Raw genomic sequence first — 21003 nt, forward strand, 5'->3', positions numbered from 1 at the left:
TCGCCCCTTGTCGGTTCGTTAGATTACCCCTTCTCTATACCTATAGGGTGTTCCTATAGCATTCCTTTAATTTTTGCTGGTAGCGCTTGCCATGTCGGTGGGTATTCTCGGGCGCAAGCCAAGTCTCAAAGTCCGGCTTCGATCAACTCATGCAGTAACTGCGCGCCTATGATGATGCGGTCTTCAATGTCTATGCCCTGGGTTTGCGGCACGGCAAATAAGCCATCCTGAATGGCGTACTTGCTTGCCACGGTATCGAAGGCGTTGCGCAGTGCCGGTTCGCTGGGGATATCGCTCAGTGCCCAGCCGTTTTCCACACAGCGGATCTTGAGCCCGCTGCGTCGTAGTATTAGATGGCGTTCATTGGTTTCGTGGCCTGGAAAGCAACGCGGCCAACCGTGGTTGCCAATGTCTGATGTGGGCAGTCCCGCTTCGTTGGCCAGAGCCAGCAAATAGGCGTCATGGTGGTTGCTGCGGTTGTCGCAGGAGTCGCTCAAGGGCATACAGATGGCGTAGCCTGGGCCGGGCCCCAGAACGTAGTTGCCAGCGAAATCCAGGCTCGCACCGCGCATTACCTCGTATTTGGCGATGTAGTAGCGCCAGTCTTTTGGCGTGGAAGGGGCTTGCACGAACGTGTCGATGACGGCTTGCGGTGTTTGTCCGAAGGCCAGGTCGTCCAGCAGGCCTTGCAGGGCAGCGGCGCTGGGGTGGATGGCTTCGTTGTAGCGAATACGCCAGTGGTTTTCCCACAGCCCTGCCTGCCGCTGCCGCGGGGCTCCGATATAGGTCAGGCGATGGCCCGAGCTGCGCTGGCGGCTTCTGCCTGTATGGCCCTTGGCCAGAAGGGCGGCGCTGACCTGGTGGTAAGGGTGCTTGAACAACGTGAAAAACTGCCTTGCGCGGCTGGCAAAGGCGCGAGGATCCTGTGCGGGGCTGAGGTCGAACACTGTCAATCCCCCGCGCAGCAGTTCATGGTCTTCGAGCTGGCACACGGATTCGTGCAGCGTGGGGTGGGCCCCTACCAGGGCTTGCTTGGCCTGCTCGTTGCGAACCTGAACCTGATTGAAGGTTTCCACGGCATGTAGCGGCCCGCCCGCCATGATGGTTTCCACCTCCGCGAGCAAAGCGGGCATATTGTTGCGGGTGGAGTCGGCGCGGATTTCGCTGCGCGAGGCTTCGATCAGGTTACGCAGAATGCGCAACCGGTGGTGCATGTCTGCCAGCGGCGTGCCCTGCATCAGGCCGTGCAGCACGCCATACAGCAGCACGGTGTGCGCCAGCGACCAGGGGCGCGTGCCATACAGGCGGCAGCAGGCATGGAACATGTTCACGCCCACCGGGGCGTCCCCGAAGTCGCGGAAGTTGAAGATGCGCAGGGGCGTTGAAGCGATGCTCTCGGTATCTCGGGTAAAAAGGCTGGTAAACAGCGGGGCAATGGCTTGGGGGCCAGACAACCCAGCGGATTGCACGGTGAGCCAGACATCGAGTGCGCGTGCAATCCAATCGAGGTTGTCGTGGGCTGCTGACGCCTGGTTGCCCAGCAGAGCTTTCGAAAGAACTGAAAGGGCGCTGAGGTCGCCCAGGCTCGTCTGCACGGACAGGCCTTGTTTCCACGCCCGCACCTCGAAGAGAAAGCGCAGGTAGCGCACGCATTCTTCGTCGATCAGGTGGTTGTCGCCCCGGTAGGGCCAGAACAGGTCGGCCCAGTCTGTGTCGATCTTGTGCGAGAACGCCTTCACGGCTGCGCCGTCCGCTTCCAGCAGTGCCGGGTTCTTGTGCAGCAGGGCTTCCAGGTCGGCCTTGAAGTTCTCGAACCCGGTCAAGGGCCTGCCGCGTGAATTCATCTTCACGTACAACGTGTTGTCGAGCTTTTGCGCGGCCACGGGCAGCAGCAGGAAGCGGATCGCCGGGTTTACAGGGTCGGTCAGCCGTAGCCAGGCGGCATGCAGGAGTTCGCTGGGTTGATCTTGGTAGTGCCGGTGCAGAGCATCCAGCACCACCAGCATGCCCTGGATGGTGGGGTCGTGCTTCCAGGTGGGCAGGTAGTTGGCCTGGTCGCACAGCCATGCTGAAACCGGCTGAGCATCCATGCGGGGCCTGCATTGGGTCAGGAACTGGCAGAACGCCCGCGCGCCGGGGCGCGTGGCGTATTGAAATGCGTGCCACGGCTGCGCGCTTGCGCTGCTCTGTGGCTGGTGCCAGGCCAGATAGCAGTGCAGCAGAAAGAGGGTCGTCAGGCGCTGCTGGCCGTCCAGCGGGTACAGCGTAGGTATTTGCTTGCCGCCGTCCTCCTTGTTCACTACGTCGCCAAAGACGAAGTCGAGGTGAAGGCTCTTGCCATCGCTGTCCAGCGCGGCACACAGGTCGGCAATAAAGCGTTCGCGCACTTGGCGTGCCTGCTCGTTCTTGCGGCCTTGGGCGTAGTCGCGCTGGAACAGTGGGATCTCGATGGCTTGCACTTGCGTGCCATTGATGGGCCGGGAAAACAGTTGTGCCAGACTGGTAAGGGTGCCGTCGCCTTGTGCTGGCGGTGTGGTCATGGGGGTATCGGTCATTGCAGGTATGCGGCCAGTTTTTTCTTGATTTCTCGGAGATAGGCGTCTTTGTCGGCGTCTCCCCAGAAATGAGGTTGCAGCCGGTCTGCAGGCGCGTAGTACTTCAGGAACACGTTGCGCGTGGCGGCCGGGATGTAGTCGCCGCGCCTGTCCATCGCCAGCACTTTGCTGCGTTTGACTTCAAAAACTGCATTGCTCAGCGCGGCGTTGGCGCCGAGGGATAGCAATGCCAGGTTGGCAATGCTGTGGTCCGCCTCTTCTTCCACGCCGTCATTGAGTTCCACGAGAACCCTCCCTGCCAGCGCCTTGAATTCTTCCAGACCAAACTGCTTGGTATGCAGGTGCGGAGTAGCTGCGTTGATGTCGGCCAGCAACGGGTCAATAGCGGCCATGTTGCCTGTTGCCCGGATGTCGCTCAAGGCCTGGCGATGCTCTGCAAGCCACGTCTCCCATTGCTCTGCGCGGATCAAGTCCTGGGCGTTCTGCGCATGGATATGCTCCAGGGACCATGTGGCGCCGACGTGCTCCTTGAATGGAAAGCGGTCACGGCGGACCTCGATGTTGAACAATAGCAGCAGACGCTGCAATGTGACTTTATGGCTGCTGTTCTCGTAGTGCAGGGTGCCGTCGAGATCGTCGGCGCGGGTATTCAGTGTGGCCTTGATGCGTGAGGTAAGGGCATTGTCGAAGGCCTTCTTGCCTTGCCCCTGGGCCAGGTCGAAAATGGCCTGCAGGGACAATCCACAGGTCACCAGGAAACCGATTTTGTTGTGCCAGAGCGGCTCTTCGAACCAACCCAGGATTTGCGCGTGCAGTGCTTCCACTTTCGCCCAGAAGGCCAGTGAATCGCCCTCGGCCTGAGGGCGCAATTGGTCAAAGGTGTGATACGCCGGCGCGCCCGTGGCGGGCTTCTTTGCCAGGGTATCGAACAACAGGTCGATGCGCGTGCCGTGCTGCAGGGTGACGCGGCCCTGTGCAGCTGCCTGGCCTGTGACGAAGGCCCAGACATCCGGCCGTTGCAAATCACGCTCAATCCCGTCCCACTGCGCGGCGATCTCGGTCTCGCGGCCAGGGTGCTTTTCCTGCACTTTCGACAGCAGGACCGCCTTGAGCAGCTCCGCATCGGTCAACGGAATGCGGCCCTGGTTCAAGCGGGTGAACAGTGGGATGGGCTCTTCGTTTTCTGGAACTTCGTACCAGATGATGCGCACGGAGGTCGAGAGAAAACGGAACATCTCATCGACCAGAAATTGTTGGTACTGCAGCCCCATCTTGTTTGCGAACCAGCCAGCAATCGTTGCATAGGCCTGGTGCATGTGGAAGTAGTCGATGTTTTCCTCAGCTTGCGCGGCATCAAGTTCTCTCAGGTACGCCTGGCTGCCAGCCCTGGTCTGGTATTCCAGGTGGTAGCGGGGCTCACCTTTGTTCATGAAGCGCAGCAGCAGCCACAGGGTTGTCAGGCGCTGCTGGCCGTCGATCAGCTCCCATGCGCCGGTGCCCAGGCTTTTCACGACGATAGGCTGCAGGCTGTAGCGCTGGCCTGCGCTCTCCCAGATGTCGTCCAGCAGCTTGGTGACTTCGTCCGCAGTCCAGCGATAGCCGCGTTGGTAGGAGGGGATGAAGAAGGTTCCCTCTATGCCCTGGGTGGGCAGGCGGCTTGCTGAATCAACACCAAAGCAGATGGTTCGGTATTCGAGTTTGTAGCTCATCGGGTCATTGTTCCTTGGTCGTCAATGGCGTTTTCTGCACGTCGCGTAATGCTTGCCCAAACCCGCGCAGCCACCAGTCCAGCATCGCACTGTCCACCACCGTCGCGGTAATTTTCATCCAGCCATCCTCCTGGTCATGCACCTGCTGGTCTTTTGACAGCGGTGTTTCCCGCAGATGGAAACCGGCGTCGTTATCAATGCAGAACGTGAGCTGCACCCTCTGCCCCTCGCCAAAGCCGAATCGCCCATCCTCGTCGTACTTCTGTAGATCAAATTCCGCAGGGCGCTCGAAAGCCAGAGTGGATGCCTCGGCCTGGTTAATGCGGTGAAGTGCAAGGCTGCGCTCGTTGGCAAAACCCTCGTAGCGGCACACCAAATACAGGCGCGGGCCTTGTTGGGCCAGGCCCAGGGGCATGACCTTTGCCTGGCGGCGCTTGCCTGCAGCGTTTTGATAGTCGATATGCAGCCAGCGGTTGGCGTACAGCGCATCGCTCACGGCTTCCAGCACGCCAGGGGCGATGGCCGGCGGCAGCAGCGGCTGGCTTGTGGCCACAACCCGCACCTTGCGTGGCCATTCACGCTCCAGAGCCGCTGTGTCGCTGCGCTGGTTGTGGCTGTCACCCAGGTTGCGCCGGGCCTGGCTGAAAAAGCCGTCCATGGACTGCATCAGCCGCGCTGGCAGCAGATGTTTGAGGTGTTCTTCGGCCAGTTGCAGCAGCAGCGACTCCTGGGGGGTCAGTTGGGGCACGGCTAGGCCCTGAGCGCACTCGCGCCAGCGGTAACCGTAGGGTTTGCTGCGGTCGTCGCGCTCGATGTCGAAATGCTCGCTCAGAGTTTCCACTTGGCGCTGGATGGTACGCAGATCGCGCTCAAAACCCGCGCTCTGCAGCTGCTGGTGCAGCTCTGCCGTGGTGATCTTGCGCCCGCGCGGTATGCGGCGAAGTAGCTCCACCATGAGCAGTGCGGTGTCCAGGGTGTCGGGTCGCTTGGCCATGGAGTGCGTCAGCCTTTCAAGGGGGTGTTGGTGAAGACTGCCCACAGGCGCACCATGGCCCAGGTGTCGAGGCAGCAGTAGGCGAGCAACTGGCGTTCCAGCTCGGCCTTGCGCCCCGCGCTGGTGGTGGAGGCGATGGCCTCTAGATAGGCCTGCTGGGCCATACCGCCGTCCTGCACGCCATCGAGTTGGTCGTAACCCAGATCAGGGCATAGGGCTGGCAGAACGGCCTTGATGCTCCAGCTGCCCTGCTGGCTGGGATGGTAGTAGTGCTGGCGTGCCACGGGCAGCAGATCGACCACGCGGTCGTTGATGGCGTGCAGCGCAGGGGCCAGGCTTGGGTAGCGGTCGGCCAGTTCGCGGATGCGGGTGGTTTCGAACGCGGCGTTGTAGACGAACACAGGGCCGCATTCGCCGCAGGCGGTGATGAGGGCTTGGGCAAAAGCACGTCCGGGGTTGCCGCCAGAGAGGTCGAGGAACGCATGGTGCGTGGCCCGTCCCGTGCGCCCCAGGCGATGGACGCTAAACTGGAAGGGAATTTGCTGGTAGGGCCGGGTGCCTTCCCAGATCGGCACAGCGAACTGGATGGTCTCGAAGTCGATGAAATAACCCGGCAGTCTGTGTGCCGCCAGTGCCTGCGCGGCAGCGCAACGGTCGAAATACGCCTGGCTCGACAAGGTAGCAGCCTTCACGCGCTGCTGCGTGGGGTTGAGCAGATCGTCCGGCACGTCGCGCAGTTCGCGGATGCCGTGCTCCGCGACGTATGTCTTGAGCGTGTTGCTGGGGCGCGGCAGCCAGTGGATGGGGTGTTCCGCCGATGGCTCCTGGCTTTGGCAGTGAGTGATGAAGCCGCACTCATAGGGCGCGCATGGCACTGGCCGCCGGTGGCGATGGGTGGGGCTTTCTCGAGGGCCATTACGGCCTGTGCGCTGGCGATCCAGCTGCGCACTTCATGGTCGCGGCCCAATGCATCAGCAGTCACATCCACCTCCATCAGCAGGCCCCGGTAGTCGCCGCCGCCAGGGTAGCTCCAGCCGCTGTCGATGTGTGCGACAGCGATGGATTGGAGCGGCACTCCACTGGCACGGGCCAGGAAGGACTGCGCGGCGGCATCGTCGCGGTGGTAGTCCTTCACGCTCGCGCTGGACTTGACCTCCACCATGCGCCAGCCCTTGGCGGTGGGCAGCAGCACATCGGCAAAGGCCAGTGCGCCCTCGGCACGAAAACCTGCCTCGAAGATTGGCTGTGCGGACCGCAGCAGTACCTGGGTGCGGGCAAAAGCTGCATCGAAGCCTTCGGCCTGCGGGTCGATTAACTGACCCTGCTCGAACGGGTTGTACAGCCGCCGTGCAATGTCCCCCACCTGGTGGCCCGTGGCGTAGCTGGCCAGGCGGCGCCGGAGTCCTTGCGCCGCTCAGGCTGGTGGATTTCGAGCCACAGGCGCTTGGGGCATTGGCGAAAAGCCAATAGCTTGGATTTGGACAGCACGCGCATGGCAGATTGTGTGGCTGGTGTGGTGATGGGCTCATCATCTACTGCGCTGCGATCGCGCAGCGCCGTCCAAAACTGATACAGCTCCGGCTGGGGAACGTCCTCAAGACTAACGTGGAGCAGTCGGCCATCACGCTCATACATGGGAACGATTGCAATTGGTCCCTCGAGTGGGTGAGCTCCCGCCCGTCATGGTTGAGTCGACGCATGTTCTTCGCAGCGCACAGTGCGGAAACCTTTGATGGATTGCATCTTGCCGGGCTTGCCGCACTGCTCGCACAGGCGTGCGGACAGCGCTTCGGCCAGGTCGATCATGGCTTGCTGGCGTTCGGAGGCGGATTCCACGGAAAAGCGCAGCCGTCCCCATTTTTGCTTGACCTGCATGGCGACCGCTTGTGGTGCGTCGCCGTGCTCGGTTTCCTGTTGCAGGCTTTCACACAGGATGTCGATCAGGTCGAACCAGCCATCACCGCATTGCAGGCCCCAGCTCATGGCGCAGGTCTGCGGCTCGGCGTGACGGTGCTGGAATAGCTGCGGGTACCGCTGGCACAGAAGCGCGTCAAGTGCTGGGGTCATAGGATCGTTGATGTATTGAGTTCAGGTATTTGCGCCTGTCGGCAGCCATGCTGCTGCATCAGTTGTGCAATCCGGTAGCCGAATTTTTGGATGCTGTCGTTGCGGGTCAGCCCATAGCGGTTGACCATGAAAGGAATGACAGCGACCAGGGTGCTCTCGGCATTGACGCCCCACCACAGGTCGCGACCGTCGATGGGTGGTTCGTGAGTGAAAGTTGAGTTTTTGTCATGGAACGCCTTTTGAAAGTCATCTCGGTAGCTCTTGCCAAGGCACAGGATAAGCTTGGGCCGTGCCGTTGCAGCCCACTGGCGCATGCGTGGGAAACGGTGCTTTCTGCACCAATCGAGATAGTCGGATTTGTTCTCCAAGCCGGTCGCTTCTGCAAAATTGGAATGCCACCGGGCCTGGTTCGTGTCCTTAAAGGCGATGGGGTAGAGATTAATCTTGAAGTAACCCGATGAACCTTGGGTAAATGGTTTGGCCTGTTGGCAAAAATCGCGGTATTCAGACACGGGGCGGCCATGAATGGCAGCGAGTATCTTCATGGCTTGCCGGTTGAAAATGTAAGTCAGGTTTTCCGAGGCATCGCCATAGCCTCTGGGCGGACAGGGCTCGCCGCGCCGCATTTCGTTCTGGAGTTGCTCGGCGGTGCAGGCACCGCCCCACTCGATGCCGCATAGCCATATGGCGCGCCGTTCAGGATTGCCAATGTCCCCGCCGTCGCAGCCCGAATAGGATGTGGCCCATGTCTCAAAGTTTGGATTTGCTGTCATCAGATTTTGACATTTCTTGGAGCCGCTCCAAGAAGACGTCATCCTCAAGGTAGAAAATCTGAGGGCATGGCTCAGAGGGTTTTGCGATGTTGACCAGTAGTTGGCCAAGCCGCCAGTCAGGATGTTTCTCCCAAAATTCTCGGAGCGTATGAAGGATTGCAGGAATTCGTTCGGGGTTTCTCATTTTTCTTTCTTTCACATATTGTCAAGGAAGCCTGGTTCATCCTGCTCGGCGTTTTCCATTGCCAGTTCCAGAGGTATGTAGCGGAACATCACATTGTCGAAGCGCATGCGGTCGTCCGAGTATTGCAAATATGCTTCCAACTCTTGGTATAGCGGTAAATCCTTGTCGTAAGGAATGTCAAGGTAAATATCCCCCATGTAGCCGCACATCATCACCCCGCTTGACATGAAAGGCGCGCAGGGCTGCCAGGCAATGCCCTTGGCGTTCAGCCAGCTGATGATTAGCTGGCGGATGGCGCTCCTTGAGTGCGCGGTCGTGGAACGAGAGCATCAGCACGCTACGCTGTTAGGTGCGGGCGATGTGGTCGATGGTGTGGAACAGTTGGGGCATGGTTCAACTCCTTGTATGGCTGCATCATCCGGCGTGGCTGCGACAAAATGTGTCGCTTTTCGTGGGTGACTTGCCTGGACGAAGGCAACCCCCGGCGCAACTGGAACGAATACCCGCAATGGGATGGCCTCCCCTTGCAGGGTGAATACCACTGCTGGCTTTTCCATGACCTTTGCGATCATGTTCTGGGCTACGACTGGGGCGCGCTCTTGGGCATTGGAAAAATTTGGACGGATGTGATGCTGATCCAGCAGCGTATCGAATCGTGGTGACGGCCGGTGCAGGAATCGGTGGCGGTTCTGCCCGAGTGAATGCCCGAACGCTTTGCAGAAAAATGTCTGGGGGCATGCTCAGCCGCCCTGAGGAAGGTGCGTCGCAATCGCTTCCAGTGCCTCCTTGGCCTCCAGCGCCAGCTCGATGTCGCCGGGGTTGTGGATGTTCGCCTCGTGCAGGTTGATGCGAATCAGAGGGCTGCCGCGCCGCTGCATGCGCCGGGTGAAGTTGCGTACGGTGGCAACGGCACGGCTGGCACCTATCTCCAACACCAGCGGGGAGGGGGTGCTGTCGAGCCACATGTCCAGCAGCATCCGTTGCTGGGTGCTGCGGATGGGGTTCCATTGCCCGTCATCGATCATCAACAGGTTGGGCCGTGCCAGAGCGCCGCAGCGGGGGCAGTGAGGCAAATCGCCTTGCCACTCCAAGGTGGCGCTGTCCACCTGTGGGTGCAGGCGGCCGGTCTGCCATGGGTGGGCACCGCAGGCCGTTGTGCATTGCAGCCGGTGGATAGAGCCGAGGCATTCGTAGATGCGGGCGGCCGGGAAACCGGCTTTGTGAAAGTGCCCGTCGGCGTTGCTGGTGAACACGAAGCAGCCGTGCGGCATGCGCTGACCCCACTGGCGCAGCAGGGTGTATCCGGCGTGGGGCTCTGTGGTGCGACACAGGTTCAGCCGCTGGCCATACATGCCCCACGCCGTGGCGGGGTGTTCATCGAAGGCTTGAGGCGAGGTCATTTTTTCAAAGCCGAGCCCCTGTCTGGCAAGCGCTGGCCAGGTGTGCGAAAAGGTGGCTGCGTCGCGCAAGTCTGGCAGGCCGCTGTCGGCAGCCATGCCCTCGCCGGTAGCGATCATCAGCGCGCTGGAGCCTTGCAGCAAGTGTGCGGCGCGTTGGAGTTTGTCGGCCAACAGATAGTCGGTCTGTCGGTCGGCGTTGGGATGGATATGCCAGGTGTCGGTGTCTGCGTGGTAGTCCAATGCGTCGCCTCGCAGAGCCTCACGTAGGGCACGGGCGTGTTCGTATCCTATGCGCAGCCGTCGCTGTAAAGAGGAAATGCCCCGATGGCCAGTCCAAATTCCCCCACCTGTGGCCACCCCAAATTCCCCAGGCAAGACCGGTTGGATTATGACGACTCAGTGCCGATGGCGATGCGTGCGGCGGCCTCTTTGAGCCGGTAGCTCTTGCCCTCGAATTCCAGCATCGTGCAGCGGTGCATGAGGCGGTCCAGGATGGTGGTCGCCATTGTGGCGTCGCCCAGATAGCGACCCCAGTCCTGCACCACGCGGTTGGAGGTCACCACGATGGCGCGGCGCAGCTTGTAGCGCTGATGCACGATGGCCTGCAGGACCTCGGCGGCGTGCTCGCTGATACGCCTGGCCAGGAACAGATCGTCCAAGATGATCAGGTCAGGCTCCACCCACTCCTTGAGCAGGCCGATGCGCTCGGTGGCACTTGCCAGCGCGTAGCGGGCGAATTCGGCGTCGGCCTCGAGGTAACGCACATCGTGGCCGCCCAGCGTGGCCTGGTAGGCGATGGCCTTGGCAATGTGAGACTTGCCGGTGCCGGGTTTACCGACGATGAGCGCGTTGGAACCCTCGGCGATGAACTTCAGGGTGTGCAGCTCAAAGCAGGCCGCGCGGGGCAGCTTGGGGTTGAAACGCCAGTCGAAGTCGGCCAGGCTGACCTTCTCGTCCAGACCCGAGCGCTTGTAGCGGCGCTCTGTCAGGCGCGATCGGCGCCGGTCGAGCTCATCCTGAAGCATGGCGGCGAAGGTCTGCAGAAATGGCTCCTGGGCGACCTGGGCCTGCATCACGCGGGTCGACAGGGTCTCGGCAATACCCGACAGGCGCAGCTGGCGCAGCGCGCGCTCGATCTCGACCATGTTCATGGCTGGCTCCCAACTGCGGCGGTGGCCGCAGCGTGGGCAAACAGGTCACCGTATTCATCGGCATCGCGGATCAGCTCGTGCTGCTGGGTCAGGGTCGCCGTGGTGGGCGTTACATGCTCGCCACCGGCCTGGGTCTCGATGGCTTCAAGCGCATCGGCAAAGAGCGCCTCTGTCAATGCCTGGACGCGCTTGAAGCTGTAGATGCCCTGCTCCAGAGCCTGGGCGCAAGCGGCGTTGACACAATGCGCCGGATATCGGCGCACCAGGCCGACGATGCCCCAGAGCTTGCGCTGGCCCACCCGGCCCTCGATGGCAAAGAGCAACTGGCACAGCCGGGCGGCGTGTTCGCCAATCTGGCCGGCCTGGCGCAGGATCAGGCGGGTCTCACGCGAGGGGTTGAACACCCGCTCATCCTGGGGCAGCACCACGGTGCCGGGGCGTTCAGCCTTGGGGTGACTGCGCAGCAAGGTGCCGGTTTGCAGATCAAAGATCTGGATGCGCTGGGCGAAGATGCGCACCCGCACCTTCGATCCGATGACCGCCGGGCGCGCGGCGTAGCTGCTGTGCTCCACCCGCACACAGCTGTCGTCGCACACCGTGCGCTGGACCTCTTCGAAATACTGCATGCCCAGCAGTGGCAAAGCTTTGAGGTGGGGGCGTTCTTCCGCGAACATGGCCTGCACCTGGCGCCGCTCGGTGCCGTGGATGCGCTTGGCTGCCCAATTCTTCTCCCATTGCGCCAGGAAGGTGTTCTGCTCTTCGATGGACTCAAAGCGCCGGCCCTTCAAGGCCGTGGCCTGGGTGTGGCCGATGGCGTGCTCTACCGTACCCTTGCGGTTGGGGTCACGCACCCGGGCCGGGTCGGCCACCACGCCGTAGTGCGCCAGGGTGGCGGCATAGACCGGGTTGAGTTCGGGCTCATACAGGTCGGGTTTGATGACGCCCTCTTTGAGGTTGTCCAGCACCACGTACTGCGGGCAGCCACCGAAGTGGCGAAACGCGCGCTCGTGCAGCTCGGCCCAGACCTGCTGGCTGGACTTCCAGACCACGTGCCGAAAGCTGGCCCGCGAGTAGCGCAGCGTGGCCACGAACAGGCGCGGTTTGCGGTACCGGTTGCTGCCCGGCACCCGGGTGGGTGCACCCTCACCGTAGTCCACCTGCATCTCCTCTGCGGGCAGGAAGGACAGGCGGTCGAATTGTTCGGGCTCCTTGTGACGCAGCCGGGCCACGAAGCGTTTGACCGAGTTGTACTGGCCGGCAAAGCCGTGGACATCGACCAGGTCCTGGTAGATGGCCGTGGCGTTGCGCTTGAGACGCAGTTGGGCCTCGATGAAGTCGCGGTACGGCTCGCATAGGGAGGCGGCCACTGACGTGGGAGCCGGTGGCCAGGGTGGGGGAATTTGCGCGGCCACGTGAGCGGCCATGGCATCAGGGCCGGTGGCCACCCCGGGGGAATTTGACTGCTCGGCCTGCCGGCGACGTTGGTAACTCCTGACGGTCTTGCGGTCGATTCCGGTGATGCGCGCGATCTCGCGCTGGGTGCTGCCACGCTCGAGCAGCGTGTAGACGGTGGCCCGTTGGTTGGGTTTCAAGACATTCACTCCTTGGCCTCCCCTCGGGGAAGACCAGAACTACTGTCCTGCCAACAGGTGCCAGCGGCGCCGGCGTTTACCCCCTGTCCCCGATCAACTCAGGTGGGGGAGTTTGAGGTGGCCATCAGTGGGGGAGTTTGGGTGGCCGCCGGGGAGGAAATGCGGGTGTCACCCGAGAATAGCAAGTGCTGGCGTGCCAGGTGGTATAGCGGGTCGGGCAACGCGCCTGTGGGCATGAATACTCCTCTCTTGATAGCTGCTTGCGCTTTTTGGGGCACGCGCAAGAGCCTGTTTGGGCTGAATGAGGGGATTGTCTGGTGAGCCGCGACAGACTGTGTCGCGGCAGGGTGCCGCAGTGTTACAACACCAGGCCCTTGAGGTATTCGCGGAAAGATCTGCCCATTTGCCGGAGCTGCAGCGCCAGTTTCACGGTGGCTTCTTGAAAGCCGTCCAACCGACCCGTGTCGTCAAAGTTGATCAAAAAACGGTCGAACAGCGCATCCAGATTGGCGACCAGCAAGAAGCCGTTGAACACGTCCAGCCGCTCGGCATCGTTGGCGCACTCTGCCCAGGGTTTGGCGTGGCTCGCGCGCAAGACTTCGGGCAGGGCCATCCTCCACTGACCAGCCATCGACCTCTGCATACCATTCGCCCAGACTCTCCTCGCTGGCCACCAGTCCGATCGAAATCAGGCGACGTGGATAGCGCCAGTCGAGCCCGGTGAATTCGGTATCCAGAAAGACCCTGGCTGTCGATCCTGATCTGCGTTTTAGCAAACTAAGCCAATGAGCGAGGAATCCGAAGTGTCTATGCATCCAATATGTGCGTGTTGATGTTCATCTGACCTGCTGACAAGCCACCGCCGATTGGTACCTGACGCCGTCGATGCCCACAAAAACCTCAGATGCCGCGCCGACCAGCAAGGTCGTCTTTTTGCTGGTTTGCTTGAAGTACGACGGCTCGTTAGTGTCCGCCTGTTCGTCGATCTGGCTGACGCCCAGCCGCTTGGCCAGCTGCTTGCCTGCCAGGCGTTTCAGATAGACGGTTGCCCTGTTTTCACCGTCAGCGGCTGTGACCAGCGCTGCCACCACCTCGTCTCCGAACAGCGATGGCAGAGGGCCTTTCTGTGAAGGCATCAAGAAGCCATCCGCCCCTTTGATGAGGCCGATGGCGCGGAGCTTGGATTCCACTTCATCGGTCGTCAACACCGTTCCGGCCTTGCATTGAAGCAAGGCTTCGAGCTGCTGCACTGTGGCTGGTGCGGCAGCGGTATCGAGCAGCGGCACGGGCATTTGTGCACACGCGAGGCCAACGCCAGACAAGGCCAGGCCGCAAGCAATCCAGTGGCGCAGGGTGCGAAGATTCCGATTCACAGAGCGCGCCTTTCCGAACGACATTGCAACCGCCACCGCTGGCGCTCCAGCAGGGCCTGAAAATGGTCTTCACCGGATGCATTCCACTGTGGCCAATCAGGTGGCATATCGGCCTGTGGGCGTGGCGCGATACGCAAGGCCAACAACTCCAATCGTCCCGGAAAATGCCTCAGCAAATCAGTGGCCAGGGATTGCTCCTGCCCCACGATGGCGTTGACACACAGCAGCAGGTCTTGCGCTGCTTTGCGCAGCTCGGCAGCCAGATCAGCGGCCTCGGTGGTGTTCATGGCTGTCCTTTCTCTGCATCAGGGGAGCATCCGTAGTCCTGCATACACGGTGGCGCGGGCCTCGGGTGCGTAGGCGATGAGTTCTCCGCCATCCCAGAGGGGGACGGTGTAGATCGTTCGCCCCATGCACAAAAACTCCTGCCGCACGTACTGCGCCAGTGCTTCCAGGTCATGCAGCGCAATGTTCTGCGGCGGCTCTGCCGCAGAAATCACCAGATCGGTAGAGGGCACATGCACCAGCTCCAGACCCACCCGCTGAAATGCCAGAGCCAGCAGCGAGCGTGACGGCTCCTGGTCCAGATAGCCCGGCAGAGCGGCCAGCGTTTCTTCATAGTGCAGTGGCTTGCGCTTGGCCATGATGAACTCGCGTAGTTGCATAAATGCATCGTCGAGCGCCTGTAGGCCTTTTGTGTTGATCTTGGTGCCGATGTCCCTGTCCTGGTTCAGCTCGCCATAGACGTCACTGGTCAGCCAGGCATGGCGTGTCACCGTGTCCACTACGCAATGCAGGATGTTCTGCGCCACGCTGTCGGTGCGCTCGACCAGGCCGAACTCGATGGCATCCAGCCCGTTGAGGGAGACCGTGGCCCACAGGCCATTGCGTTCGTCCCCATGCAGGCACTGCGTAGCCATGCCCTGCAGCGGAATGACGAAACCCAGCTCCTCCAGCTTGCCCAGCAACAGTTCGACCGTGGCGTTTATGGGCGTCGGTGGTGGGGGAGGCGCAGCGGTGTCTTGGGGCGGAACGGCCTGCGCCGGTGGTAATCGGCCGCCAAACCGGGCCTCGTACCACTCGCCCAGGATTTCCGTGGCGAGTTCAGATTCGCGCAGGCCCCGAGCTTTGGCCTCGTGCCGGATCGCATCCGTCAGGCGCACGTCCAGCATCCAGTTGGTTTGCGCCATGGCACCCTGGGCCTTCTTGCGCTCGCGGTAGCGACGTTGGTATTCGGCGGACGACCGCCTGCCGGTTCGTGGACGTGCCATGCTTGTTTAATTAACAACACTAGTTAAACTAACTATCCATGAAATTGCCGCTCCATGCAAGCTCGTGCTTGTGACAACAATCCCTGGCCGGAGATCAACATGACAGCCAACGATGCCCAGCCGATGAGCCAAAGGCAGGCAGACGCCCTGTGTGAGGAGTGGGCGCTGCTGCTCAAGATGGGCTATGCCAGCCAATGGTCGCCCGCACAGAAGATGGCGCGCCAGGATGAAATCGCCGCTCTGCTGCTGCACGTGGGCCAGGCTCTGCCTCGGGGATTGACCCGGCGAGAAGTGCTGGTCAACGTGGACGTTGTCCCGCCAAGGGGAGCGCAATGATTTACTTCTTTGGCGACACCCACGGCCACTTCCGGCATGTGCTGGAGATCGTCTCCAGAGATCGCCCGGCAGCCATCGTCTTCCTGGGCGACTTGCAGGCACAGCGCCCGTTGGATGCCGAGTTGGACTCCATCCTGGGAATGACCGAAGTCTGGTTCATCCATGGAAACCACGACACGGATTCCGATGCCGAATACGACCACCTGTTTGGATCGGCCTTGGCAGACAGGAACTTGCATGGGCGCGTTGCCCTGGTCGATGGTGTGCGCATTGCCGGGCTGGGCGGTGTGTTCCGAGGGCAGGTATGGACGCCGCCGGTGGACTGGCTGTACGAGAGCTCCAAGGAGTTCACTGCGCGCTGCGGCAGTGGCAATCGCTGGCGCGATGGGCTGCCGCGCAAGCACCGCAGCTCCATCTTCCCGGAGGATTACTTTCGCCTGGTTTCACAGCACGCCGACATTCTGGTGATACACGAGGCACCCAGCGCCCATCCGCATGGATTTGAGGCCATTGACGAATTGGCGCGCAGCCTGCGTGTGGGCAAGGCGTTCCACGGCCACCACCATGACTGTCTGGACTACAGCCGTGATCGGGCGCGGCTGGGGTTTGCGGCCTTTGGCGTGGGGTTTTGCGGGGTGACCGATATGAACGGCAGCTGCATTCGGCCGGGGACGTTTGACCACGCACGTGCAGGGCGCCGGCGGTAAAGGAGCGCATGACTTGCCCTGCGCCTACAAGGTCGAAACTGCTGAGGCGGATGGCCGGCACCAAGGAAACACCGTCGCTTTAGGCACCAAGACCGCGAGTGGCGGCAACGCGGCAAATGGCCGCAAATGGAGGCGTTGGTTTGGACGCAGGAGTGGGTGGCTTTGTCCCCAGGATGCCGCCGTGTCTGATTTCTTCCAAAATCTGACCCAGCGGCCCCATTCTTTGTGCTGCATGCCATAGCACAAAGAATGGGTTTTTTGCACTGGGGACAGGGGCTCTTTGGGTTAGCTGCGTCCAATGAGCGTGCTGCGAAGACGTCACGATGGAGCCGCCAGCGTGTAGCCAGCGTACCGCATTGGCTCCATGGAGGTGCCGCCTATGCGATTGGTGCGTATCCGTCCGGTGACCCCATATTGAACGCGCCGTGAGAAGCGGGCATCGTGCCCACGATTGGAGGATCGTGGAGACGATGGAACAGGTTTCAAGCGAAGGCCGGCCGCGCCGGCGTGAATACAGCAAAGCGTTCAAGGCACAGTTGGTGGCTGCGTGCGCGCAGCCCGGTGCCAGTGTCGGTGGTGTGGCCTTGTCGCACGGGCTGCACGCGAACATGGTGCACCGATGGATTCGGGAGGCGGGCCCTGTGCGCGCTCAACCGGGCGTTTGTTCGGATGCTGAGCCCGGCTTCATCTCGCTGCCGCTGACGGCAATGGCGGACAGCACCCATGAGGAGCAGGCGCTGGCTGCATTACCGCCATCCGCGCCTTTACCGCTGCCGTCTGCGCCAGTCCATGTGCGCCTGCAACGCGGCGAACTGGTGGTCAGCCTGCAGTGCCCACTGGGCCAGTGCGGGGCGCTCTTGCGCGAGGTGTTGCGGTGATCCGGGTCGATGCGGTCTGGATGTCCACGCAACCGCTGGACATGCGCGCCGGCCCCGAGACGGCCCTGGCCAGAGTGGTGCAAGTCTTTGGCGCGGCCCGCCCGCACCACGCTTATCTCTTTGCCAACGCACGGGCCAACCGCCTGAAGGTACTGGTGCACGATGGCTTTGGCGTCTGGCTGGCCGCAAGGCGCCTGAACCAGGGCAAGTTTGCCTGGGGCGATGAGCGCCTGGGTCCTCGGCTCACACTCAGCGTCGAACAACTGCAAGCCCTGGTCACGGGCTTGCCCTGGCAGCGCCTGGGAGAAGACGCTGTGATCACGGTGCTGTGATGTTGGTCGCCCCTGGGGCGGCGTTCAATTCGTGGATATGCCAGTAGGCGGCTGCCCACCCATCAGGGATGATGACGGCCATGAACGAACCGGTGGATCTGCAGAGCATGGACGAGGCGCAAATGCGCCAGATGCTGCAGCACCTCATGAGCGAGCTCAAACACAAGCAGACGCTGCTGGACAAGCTCAGCTACGAGATGGCCATCCTCAAGCGGCTGAAGTTCGCCGCCAAGACCGAGGCATTGAACGCCGATCAGCGCAGTCTGCTGGAAGACGCGCTCGAAGAAGACCTGCAGGCGGTGGATGAGGAGATCGAGCAGCTGCGCTCGGCTGAAGAGCGCAGCCCACGCCAGCAACCCAAGCGCCTGCCATTGCCGGCACAACTGCTGCGCCAGGAATTCACACACGAGCCCGAGGTGACTGAGTGCTGCGGCCAGGCCATGCGCCGCATGGGCGAGGACGTGGCCGAGAAGCTCGACTACACGCCCGGCGTGTTCATGGTGCACCGCCATGTGCGCGGCAAATGGGTGTGCGCGTGCTGCCAGACGCTCAAGCAGCAGCCGGTCGAGGCGCACATCATCGACAAGGGCCTGGCCACCACCGGCTTGCTGGCCCAGGTGCTGGTGGCCAAGTACGCGGACCACCTGCCCCTGTACCGCCAGGAGAGCATCTATGCCCGTGCTGGGGTGCCGCTGGCACGCTCGACCCTGGCGCAGTGGGTGGGCAGCTGCGGCGTGCAACTGCAGCCGCTGGTCGATGCGCTGCGTCAGGAGGTGCTCGCACACAGCATCGTGCACGCCGATGAGACCCCGGTGCAGATGCTCAAGCGCGGCAGCGAGCGCGATGGCAAGACGCACCGCGCCTACCTGTGGGCCTACACCCCGGGGCGGCACGAAGACCTCAAGGCCGTGGTCTACGACTTCTGCGAAAGCCGCGCGGGCAAGCACGCCGGTGAATTTCTCAACGGCTGGCGCGGCACGCTGCTGGTCGATGACTTTGCGGGCTACAAGCAGCTCATGGGCGAGCACATCACCGAAGCGGCTTGCTGGGCGCACGCCCGGCGCAAGTTCTTTGAGCTGCACGCAGCCAACAAGAGCCAGATCGCCGAGCAGGCGCTGGTGCAGATCGGGCAGCTCTACGAGGTGGAGAGGCAGGCGAGCAATGTCGATGGCACCGAGCGGCTGCGAATGCGCCAGCAGCACAGCCGCCCGATCGTGGACAAATTGCACGCCTGGCTGAGCGAGCACCGCAGTAAGGTACCCGAGGGTTCAGCGTAAGCGTCCGGCAAACCCAGGCCTACCGAGGCCGGTGATCAGGCGTCGGCGGGTTTCCAGCGGTGTGGCAGGAGCTCGACGATGCGGCTGGCCTTGTGCGTGGGCAGTCGCGTGAGCACGTCCTTGAGGTAGGCATACGGGTCGTGCCCGTTCATACGGGCCGACTGGATCAGGCTCATGACGGCGGCCGCTCGCTGGCCCGCACGCAGGCTGCCGGCAAACAGCCAGTTGTTACGACCGATGGCAATGGGCCGGATCTGGTTCTCGATCCAGTTGTTGTCGACCGGCAGTTGTCCGTCATCCACGAATCGGGTCAGCGCATCCCAGCGCCGCAGGCTGTAGTCCAGCGCCTTGGCGGTTGCTGATCCGTCGGGCACCTGGCGCCGTTGCAGCGTCATCCACTCGTTAAGAGCGTCCAGGATCGGCCGGGTCTGCTGCTGCCGAACGGCTTGCCGTTGCTCGGTGTCCAGCTCTTTGACGTCCCGCTCGATCTCATAGACCCGGGCGAACTGCTGCAGGGCGAACTCGGCGATCTGGCTCTGGTTGGCCGCGTGCAGGTCGAAGAACTTGCGCCGGGCATGGGCCAGACAGCCCACCTCGGTCACGCCGCTGGCGATCAAGGCCTTGTAGCCGCTGAAGTCGTCGCAGGTCAGGCAGCCCTTCCAGGCCTTGTCGGTGCCGTGGCCCAGGAAGCGCCGGGCGTGTTCGCCCGAGCGGGATTCGCAGAAGTCGTAGACCACAGCCTTGATGCTCTCGAAGGCCCCCGGCGCATAGGCCCAGAGGTAGGCGCGGTGCGTCTTGCCATCGCCGGGCTTGAGCATGGCCACCGGCGTCTCATCGGCGTGTAGCACCCGGTGGCTGAGGATCTCGGTCTTCAGGGCATCGACCAGCGGCTGCAGCCGCACCCCGCAGGTGCCCACCCACTGCGCCAGGGTCGAGCGAGGGATGGCCAGGCCAGCGCGGCCGAAGATCGCCTCCTGCCGGTACAGCGGCAGGTGATCGGCGTACTTGCCCACCAGCACCTGGGCCAGCAGGCCGGTGGTGGGGATACCTTTGTCGATGACGTGCGCCTCGACCGGCGCTTGTTGAATGGTCTCGCACCGGGCGCAGGCCCACTTGCCGCGGATGTGGCGCTCGACACTGAAGACGCCGGGCACATAGTCCAGCTTCTCGGCCACGTCCTCGCCCACGCGTTTCATCTGGCAGCCACACGCGCACGTGGTGGACGTGGGTTCGTGGCGGATCTCGCGGCGTGGCAGGTGCGCCGGCAAGGGCATCCGCTTGGCCTGTCTCTTCTCGGGGGTGGCCGGTGCTTGCGTCTGCGCCAGCGCGTCGATCTCGCTGGCCACGGCCGCCAGGTCCGCTTCGATCTCGTCGTCGAGCAGGCTCTTCTGCTCAGGGCTGAAGCGCTCTGATTGGGCGGCGAACTTCATGCGCTTCAAGAGCGCGTTCTCGTGCGTGAGCTTGTCGATGAGGGTCTGCTTGAAGGCAAGCTCCTGGTCCTTGGCAGCAGCGGCTTGCAGCATGGACAGCAGCGCCGAGCGCAATTGCTCGGGACTCAGACTATCCAGGGATTGCGGCTCTACGACCATGGGCATGACTGTGCCAGCGCCGGTAACGCCACGCCATTGGCACATGCACCGATTGGCAGGCCGCATGTCAGCGATCAGATTCAGAGCACGGTGATGAGGCCACCATCGCCCAGGCGCTGCCAAGGCAACCCGAGCACCAGAGCGTCGAACTGCGAGCGGCTGAGCGTGGTGGTCAACGCACCGTCACGCGGCCAGACGAACTTGCCGCTGTTCAGGCGCCGCGCCGCCAGCCACACCCCAATGCCGTCGTGCACCAACACCTTCATGCGGCTGGCTCTCCGGTTGGCAAACAGGTAGGCGTGATGCGGACGCGCAGCACCGAAGACGGCCACCACACGGGCCAGCGCGGTGTCTGTGCCGGCACGCATGTCCAGCGGCTCGGTAGCCAGCCACAGGGCGTCGATGCGGATCACTTGAGCAGGTCCCGCATCCAGGCCGCGCAGTGCTCGGCCGCGCAGACCGGCCAGGTCAGCGAGATGCTGGTAGCGCCACGGCGCAACTCGATGCGGATGTCTGGGGCCGGCGCACAGCTGGGCGCAGGCAGCGTCACCGGCACGAAGGTGGGAACTTGCATATCTGTGCTGGGGGCATGGGCCAGTCGGCGCCATTTGTGCACGACGTTGGCGTTGATGCCGTGCGAGAGCGCCACGCTGGCCACCGATGCACCGGGCTGGGCGCACTCGGCCAGGATCTGCTGCTTGAGCTCGGCGCTGTGGCGCCGACGGGTCTTGTTCTGGGCTTCGGTCATGGTGTCCACCTATCTGGTTTGGTGGACACCATCGTTGCCGCTTACGCCGCCGCCCTCAAGGGTGGGA

23 protein-coding genes and 1 pseudogene are annotated in these 21003 nt (G+C 62.5%); 6 read left to right on the plus strand and 18 right to left on the minus strand.

The window, feature by feature from the left end; translation table 11 throughout:
- Nucleotides 1-125: 125 nt before the first annotated feature.
- The 8 genes from K2L43_RS04200 to K2L43_RS04235 all read right to left on the minus strand — a co-directional run bounded on the left by K2L43_RS04200 (nucleotide 126) and on the right by K2L43_RS04235 (nucleotide 8509).
- Nucleotides 126-2555 carry a DUF262 domain-containing protein gene (locus K2L43_RS04200; RefSeq protein WP_135148427.1) on the minus strand — a complete coding sequence of 810 codons (2430 nt, stop codon included), beginning with the start codon at nucleotides 2553-2555 and terminating at the stop codon, nucleotides 126-128.
- Nucleotides 2552-4264, minus strand: coding sequence for a DUF262 domain-containing protein (locus K2L43_RS04205; protein WP_220638573.1), 1713 nt, complete (start codon nucleotides 4262-4264; stop codon nucleotides 2552-2554). The genes K2L43_RS04200 and K2L43_RS04205 overlap by 4 nt, the downstream gene beginning before the upstream one ends.
- A 4-nt stretch (nucleotides 4265-4268) precedes the next feature.
- Complete coding sequence (locus K2L43_RS04210; protein ID WP_011804258.1) at nucleotides 4269-5258, minus strand: YafY family protein; 990 nt, start codon at nucleotides 5256-5258, stop codon at nucleotides 4269-4271.
- Between the two features lie 8 nt (nucleotides 5259-5266).
- The gene (locus K2L43_RS18985; RefSeq protein ID WP_255580528.1) at nucleotides 5267-5986 is read right to left on the minus strand and encodes a DUF2779 domain-containing protein; all 720 of its coding nucleotides are present in this window, start codon (nucleotides 5984-5986) and stop codon (nucleotides 5267-5269) included.
- The gene (locus K2L43_RS18990; RefSeq protein WP_255580529.1) at nucleotides 5947-6621 is read right to left on the minus strand and encodes a hypothetical protein; all 675 of its coding nucleotides are present in this window, start codon (nucleotides 6619-6621) and stop codon (nucleotides 5947-5949) included. Before K2L43_RS18990 ends, K2L43_RS18985 begins: the two co-directional genes overlap by 40 nt.
- Nucleotides 6622-6938: 317 nt before the next feature.
- A complete protein-coding gene (locus tag K2L43_RS04220; RefSeq protein WP_011804260.1) occupies nucleotides 6939-7325 on the minus strand; it encodes a hypothetical protein in 387 nt (128 codons plus the stop codon).
- On the minus strand, nucleotides 7322-8140 hold the full coding sequence (locus K2L43_RS04225; RefSeq protein ID WP_011804261.1) for a hypothetical protein: 819 nt from the start codon (nucleotides 8138-8140) through the stop codon (nucleotides 7322-7324). Before K2L43_RS04225 ends, K2L43_RS04220 begins: the two co-directional genes overlap by 4 nt.
- Before the next feature lie 153 nt (nucleotides 8141-8293).
- Nucleotides 8294-8509 carry a hypothetical protein gene (locus K2L43_RS04235; protein ID WP_049756451.1) on the minus strand — a complete coding sequence of 72 codons (216 nt, stop codon included), beginning with the start codon at nucleotides 8507-8509 and terminating at the stop codon, nucleotides 8294-8296.
- Between the two features lie 228 nt (nucleotides 8510-8737).
- Between K2L43_RS04235 and K2L43_RS04240 the strand changes: the two genes are divergently transcribed.
- Nucleotides 8738-8944 (plus strand): hypothetical protein, encoded by a 207-nt coding sequence (locus K2L43_RS04240; protein ID WP_196995937.1) that lies wholly within the window; start codon nucleotides 8738-8740, stop codon nucleotides 8942-8944.
- 78 nt (nucleotides 8945-9022) lie between these two features.
- Here K2L43_RS04240 and K2L43_RS04245 read toward each other — a convergent pair whose 3' ends face one another.
- The 7 genes from K2L43_RS04245 to K2L43_RS04275 all read right to left on the minus strand — a co-directional run bounded on the left by K2L43_RS04245 (nucleotide 9023) and on the right by K2L43_RS04275 (nucleotide 15069).
- Entirely contained in the window at nucleotides 9023-9922 is a 900-nt protein-coding gene (locus tag K2L43_RS04245; protein WP_049756452.1) for a Sir2 family NAD-dependent protein deacetylase, read from the minus strand.
- A 146-nt stretch (nucleotides 9923-10068) separates the two neighbouring features.
- A complete protein-coding gene (gene istB, locus K2L43_RS04250) occupies nucleotides 10069-10833 on the minus strand; it encodes an IS21-like element helper ATPase IstB (protein ID WP_011804279.1) in 765 nt (254 codons plus the stop codon).
- A complete protein-coding gene (gene istA / locus K2L43_RS04255) occupies nucleotides 10830-12434 on the minus strand; it encodes an IS21 family transposase (protein WP_034303860.1) in 1605 nt (534 codons plus the stop codon). Before istA ends, istB begins: the two co-directional genes overlap by 4 nt.
- 349 nt (nucleotides 12435-12783) lie before the next feature.
- Nucleotides 12784-13038: an HNH endonuclease gene (locus K2L43_RS18995; RefSeq protein ID WP_041835894.1), complete on the minus strand. Its 255-nt coding sequence runs from the start codon at nucleotides 13036-13038 to the stop codon at nucleotides 12784-12786.
- A gap of 223 nt (nucleotides 13039-13261) precedes the next feature.
- The gene (locus tag K2L43_RS04265) at nucleotides 13262-13822 is read right to left on the minus strand and encodes a hypothetical protein (protein ID WP_011804265.1); all 561 of its coding nucleotides are present in this window, start codon (nucleotides 13820-13822) and stop codon (nucleotides 13262-13264) included.
- Complete coding sequence (locus tag K2L43_RS04270) at nucleotides 13795-14085, minus strand: hypothetical protein (protein ID WP_041835896.1); 291 nt, start codon at nucleotides 14083-14085, stop codon at nucleotides 13795-13797. The genes K2L43_RS04265 and K2L43_RS04270 overlap by 28 nt, the downstream gene beginning before the upstream one ends.
- An 18-nt stretch (nucleotides 14086-14103) precedes the next feature.
- Nucleotides 14104-15069: a hypothetical protein gene (locus tag K2L43_RS04275; RefSeq protein ID WP_011804267.1), complete on the minus strand. Its 966-nt coding sequence runs from the start codon at nucleotides 15067-15069 to the stop codon at nucleotides 14104-14106.
- A gap of 99 nt (nucleotides 15070-15168) precedes the next feature.
- Between K2L43_RS04275 and K2L43_RS04280 the strand changes: the two genes are divergently transcribed.
- The 5 genes and pseudogenes from K2L43_RS04280 to K2L43_RS04300 form a co-directional block, all read left to right on the plus strand.
- Nucleotides 15169-15405 (plus strand): hypothetical protein, encoded by a 237-nt coding sequence (locus tag K2L43_RS04280; protein WP_255580530.1) that lies wholly within the window; start codon nucleotides 15169-15171, stop codon nucleotides 15403-15405.
- Nucleotides 15402-16112, plus strand: a complete 711-nt coding sequence (locus K2L43_RS04285) for a metallophosphoesterase (protein WP_220638574.1) — start codon at nucleotides 15402-15404, stop codon at nucleotides 16110-16112. Before K2L43_RS04280 ends, K2L43_RS04285 begins: the two co-directional genes overlap by 4 nt.
- Before the next feature lie 470 nt (nucleotides 16113-16582).
- Nucleotides 16583-16990: a transposase gene (locus K2L43_RS04290; protein WP_041835871.1), complete on the plus strand. Its 408-nt coding sequence runs from the start codon at nucleotides 16583-16585 to the stop codon at nucleotides 16988-16990.
- A 20-nt stretch (nucleotides 16991-17010) separates the two neighbouring features.
- Nucleotides 17011-17322: an IS66 family insertion sequence element accessory protein TnpB gene (gene tnpB / locus K2L43_RS04295; protein ID WP_011804029.1), complete on the plus strand. Its 312-nt coding sequence runs from the start codon at nucleotides 17011-17013 to the stop codon at nucleotides 17320-17322.
- Between the two features lie 68 nt (nucleotides 17323-17390).
- Nucleotides 17391-18596: pseudogene (locus K2L43_RS04300) on the plus strand (IS66 family transposase); the annotation flags it as partial.
- 38 nt (nucleotides 18597-18634) lie between these two features.
- Here the strand turns inward: K2L43_RS04300 and K2L43_RS04305 are convergent.
- From K2L43_RS04305 to K2L43_RS04315, 3 genes are all read right to left on the minus strand, one after another.
- Nucleotides 18635-20188 carry an IS66 family transposase gene (locus K2L43_RS04305; protein ID WP_015913892.1) on the minus strand — a complete coding sequence of 518 codons (1554 nt, stop codon included), beginning with the start codon at nucleotides 20186-20188 and terminating at the stop codon, nucleotides 18635-18637.
- 80 nt (nucleotides 20189-20268) lie between these two features.
- Nucleotides 20269-20601, minus strand: coding sequence for an IS66 family insertion sequence element accessory protein TnpB (tnpB, locus tag K2L43_RS04310; protein ID WP_015912732.1), 333 nt, complete (start codon nucleotides 20599-20601; stop codon nucleotides 20269-20271).
- On the minus strand, nucleotides 20598-20936 hold the full coding sequence (locus K2L43_RS04315; RefSeq protein ID WP_015912731.1) for a transposase: 339 nt from the start codon (nucleotides 20934-20936) through the stop codon (nucleotides 20598-20600). Before K2L43_RS04315 ends, tnpB (K2L43_RS04310) begins: the two co-directional genes overlap by 4 nt.
- Nucleotides 20937-21003: the final 67 nt, after the last annotated feature.

This window comes from Diaphorobacter sp. MNS-0 (assembly GCF_019602835.1).
Taxonomy (GTDB): domain Bacteria; phylum Pseudomonadota; class Gammaproteobacteria; order Burkholderiales; family Burkholderiaceae_C; genus Diaphorobacter; species Diaphorobacter nitroreducens.

Coding starts and splice junctions, on each gene's coding strand:
- K2L43_RS04200 (WP_135148427.1), bottom strand. CDS start 2,555: ATGACCGATACCCCCATGACCACACCGCCAGCACAAGGCGACGGCACC.
- K2L43_RS04205 (WP_220638573.1), bottom strand. CDS start 4,264: ATGAGCTACAAACTCGAATACCGAACCATCTGCTTTGGTGTTGATTCA.
- K2L43_RS04210 (WP_011804258.1), bottom strand. CDS start 5,258: ATGGCCAAGCGACCCGACACCCTGGACACCGCACTGCTCATGGTGGAG.
- K2L43_RS04220 (WP_011804260.1), bottom strand. CDS start 7,325: ATGACCCCAGCACTTGACGCGCTTCTGTGCCAGCGGTACCCGCAGCTA.
- K2L43_RS04225 (WP_011804261.1), bottom strand. CDS start 8,140: ATGACGTCTTCTTGGAGCGGCTCCAAGAAATGTCAAAATCTGATGACA.
- K2L43_RS04235 (WP_049756451.1), bottom strand. CDS start 8,509: ATGTCAAGCGGGGTGATGATGTGCGGCTACATGGGGGATATTTACCTT.
- istB (WP_011804279.1), bottom strand. CDS start 10,833: ATGAACATGGTCGAGATCGAGCGCGCGCTGCGCCAGCTGCGCCTGTCG.
- K2L43_RS18995 (WP_041835894.1), bottom strand. CDS start 13,038: ATGGCCCTGCCCGAAGTCTTGCGCGCGAGCCACGCCAAACCCTGGGCA.
- K2L43_RS04265 (WP_011804265.1), bottom strand. CDS start 13,822: ATGTCGTTCGGAAAGGCGCGCTCTGTGAATCGGAATCTTCGCACCCTG.
- K2L43_RS04270 (WP_041835896.1), bottom strand. CDS start 14,085: ATGAACACCACCGAGGCCGCTGATCTGGCTGCCGAGCTGCGCAAAGCA.
- K2L43_RS04275 (WP_011804267.1), bottom strand. CDS start 15,069: ATGGCACGTCCACGAACCGGCAGGCGGTCGTCCGCCGAATACCAACGT.
- K2L43_RS04280 (WP_255580530.1), top strand. CDS start 15,169: ATGACAGCCAACGATGCCCAGCCGATGAGCCAAAGGCAGGCAGACGCC.
- K2L43_RS04285 (WP_220638574.1), top strand. CDS start 15,402: ATGATTTACTTCTTTGGCGACACCCACGGCCACTTCCGGCATGTGCTG.
- K2L43_RS04290 (WP_041835871.1), top strand. CDS start 16,583: ATGGAACAGGTTTCAAGCGAAGGCCGGCCGCGCCGGCGTGAATACAGC.
- tnpB (WP_011804029.1), top strand. CDS start 17,011: ATGTCCACGCAACCGCTGGACATGCGCGCCGGCCCCGAGACGGCCCTG.
- K2L43_RS04305 (WP_015913892.1), bottom strand. CDS start 20,188: ATGGTCGTAGAGCCGCAATCCCTGGATAGTCTGAGTCCCGAGCAATTG.
- K2L43_RS04315 (WP_015912731.1), bottom strand. CDS start 20,936: ATGACCGAAGCCCAGAACAAGACCCGTCGGCGCCACAGCGCCGAGCTC.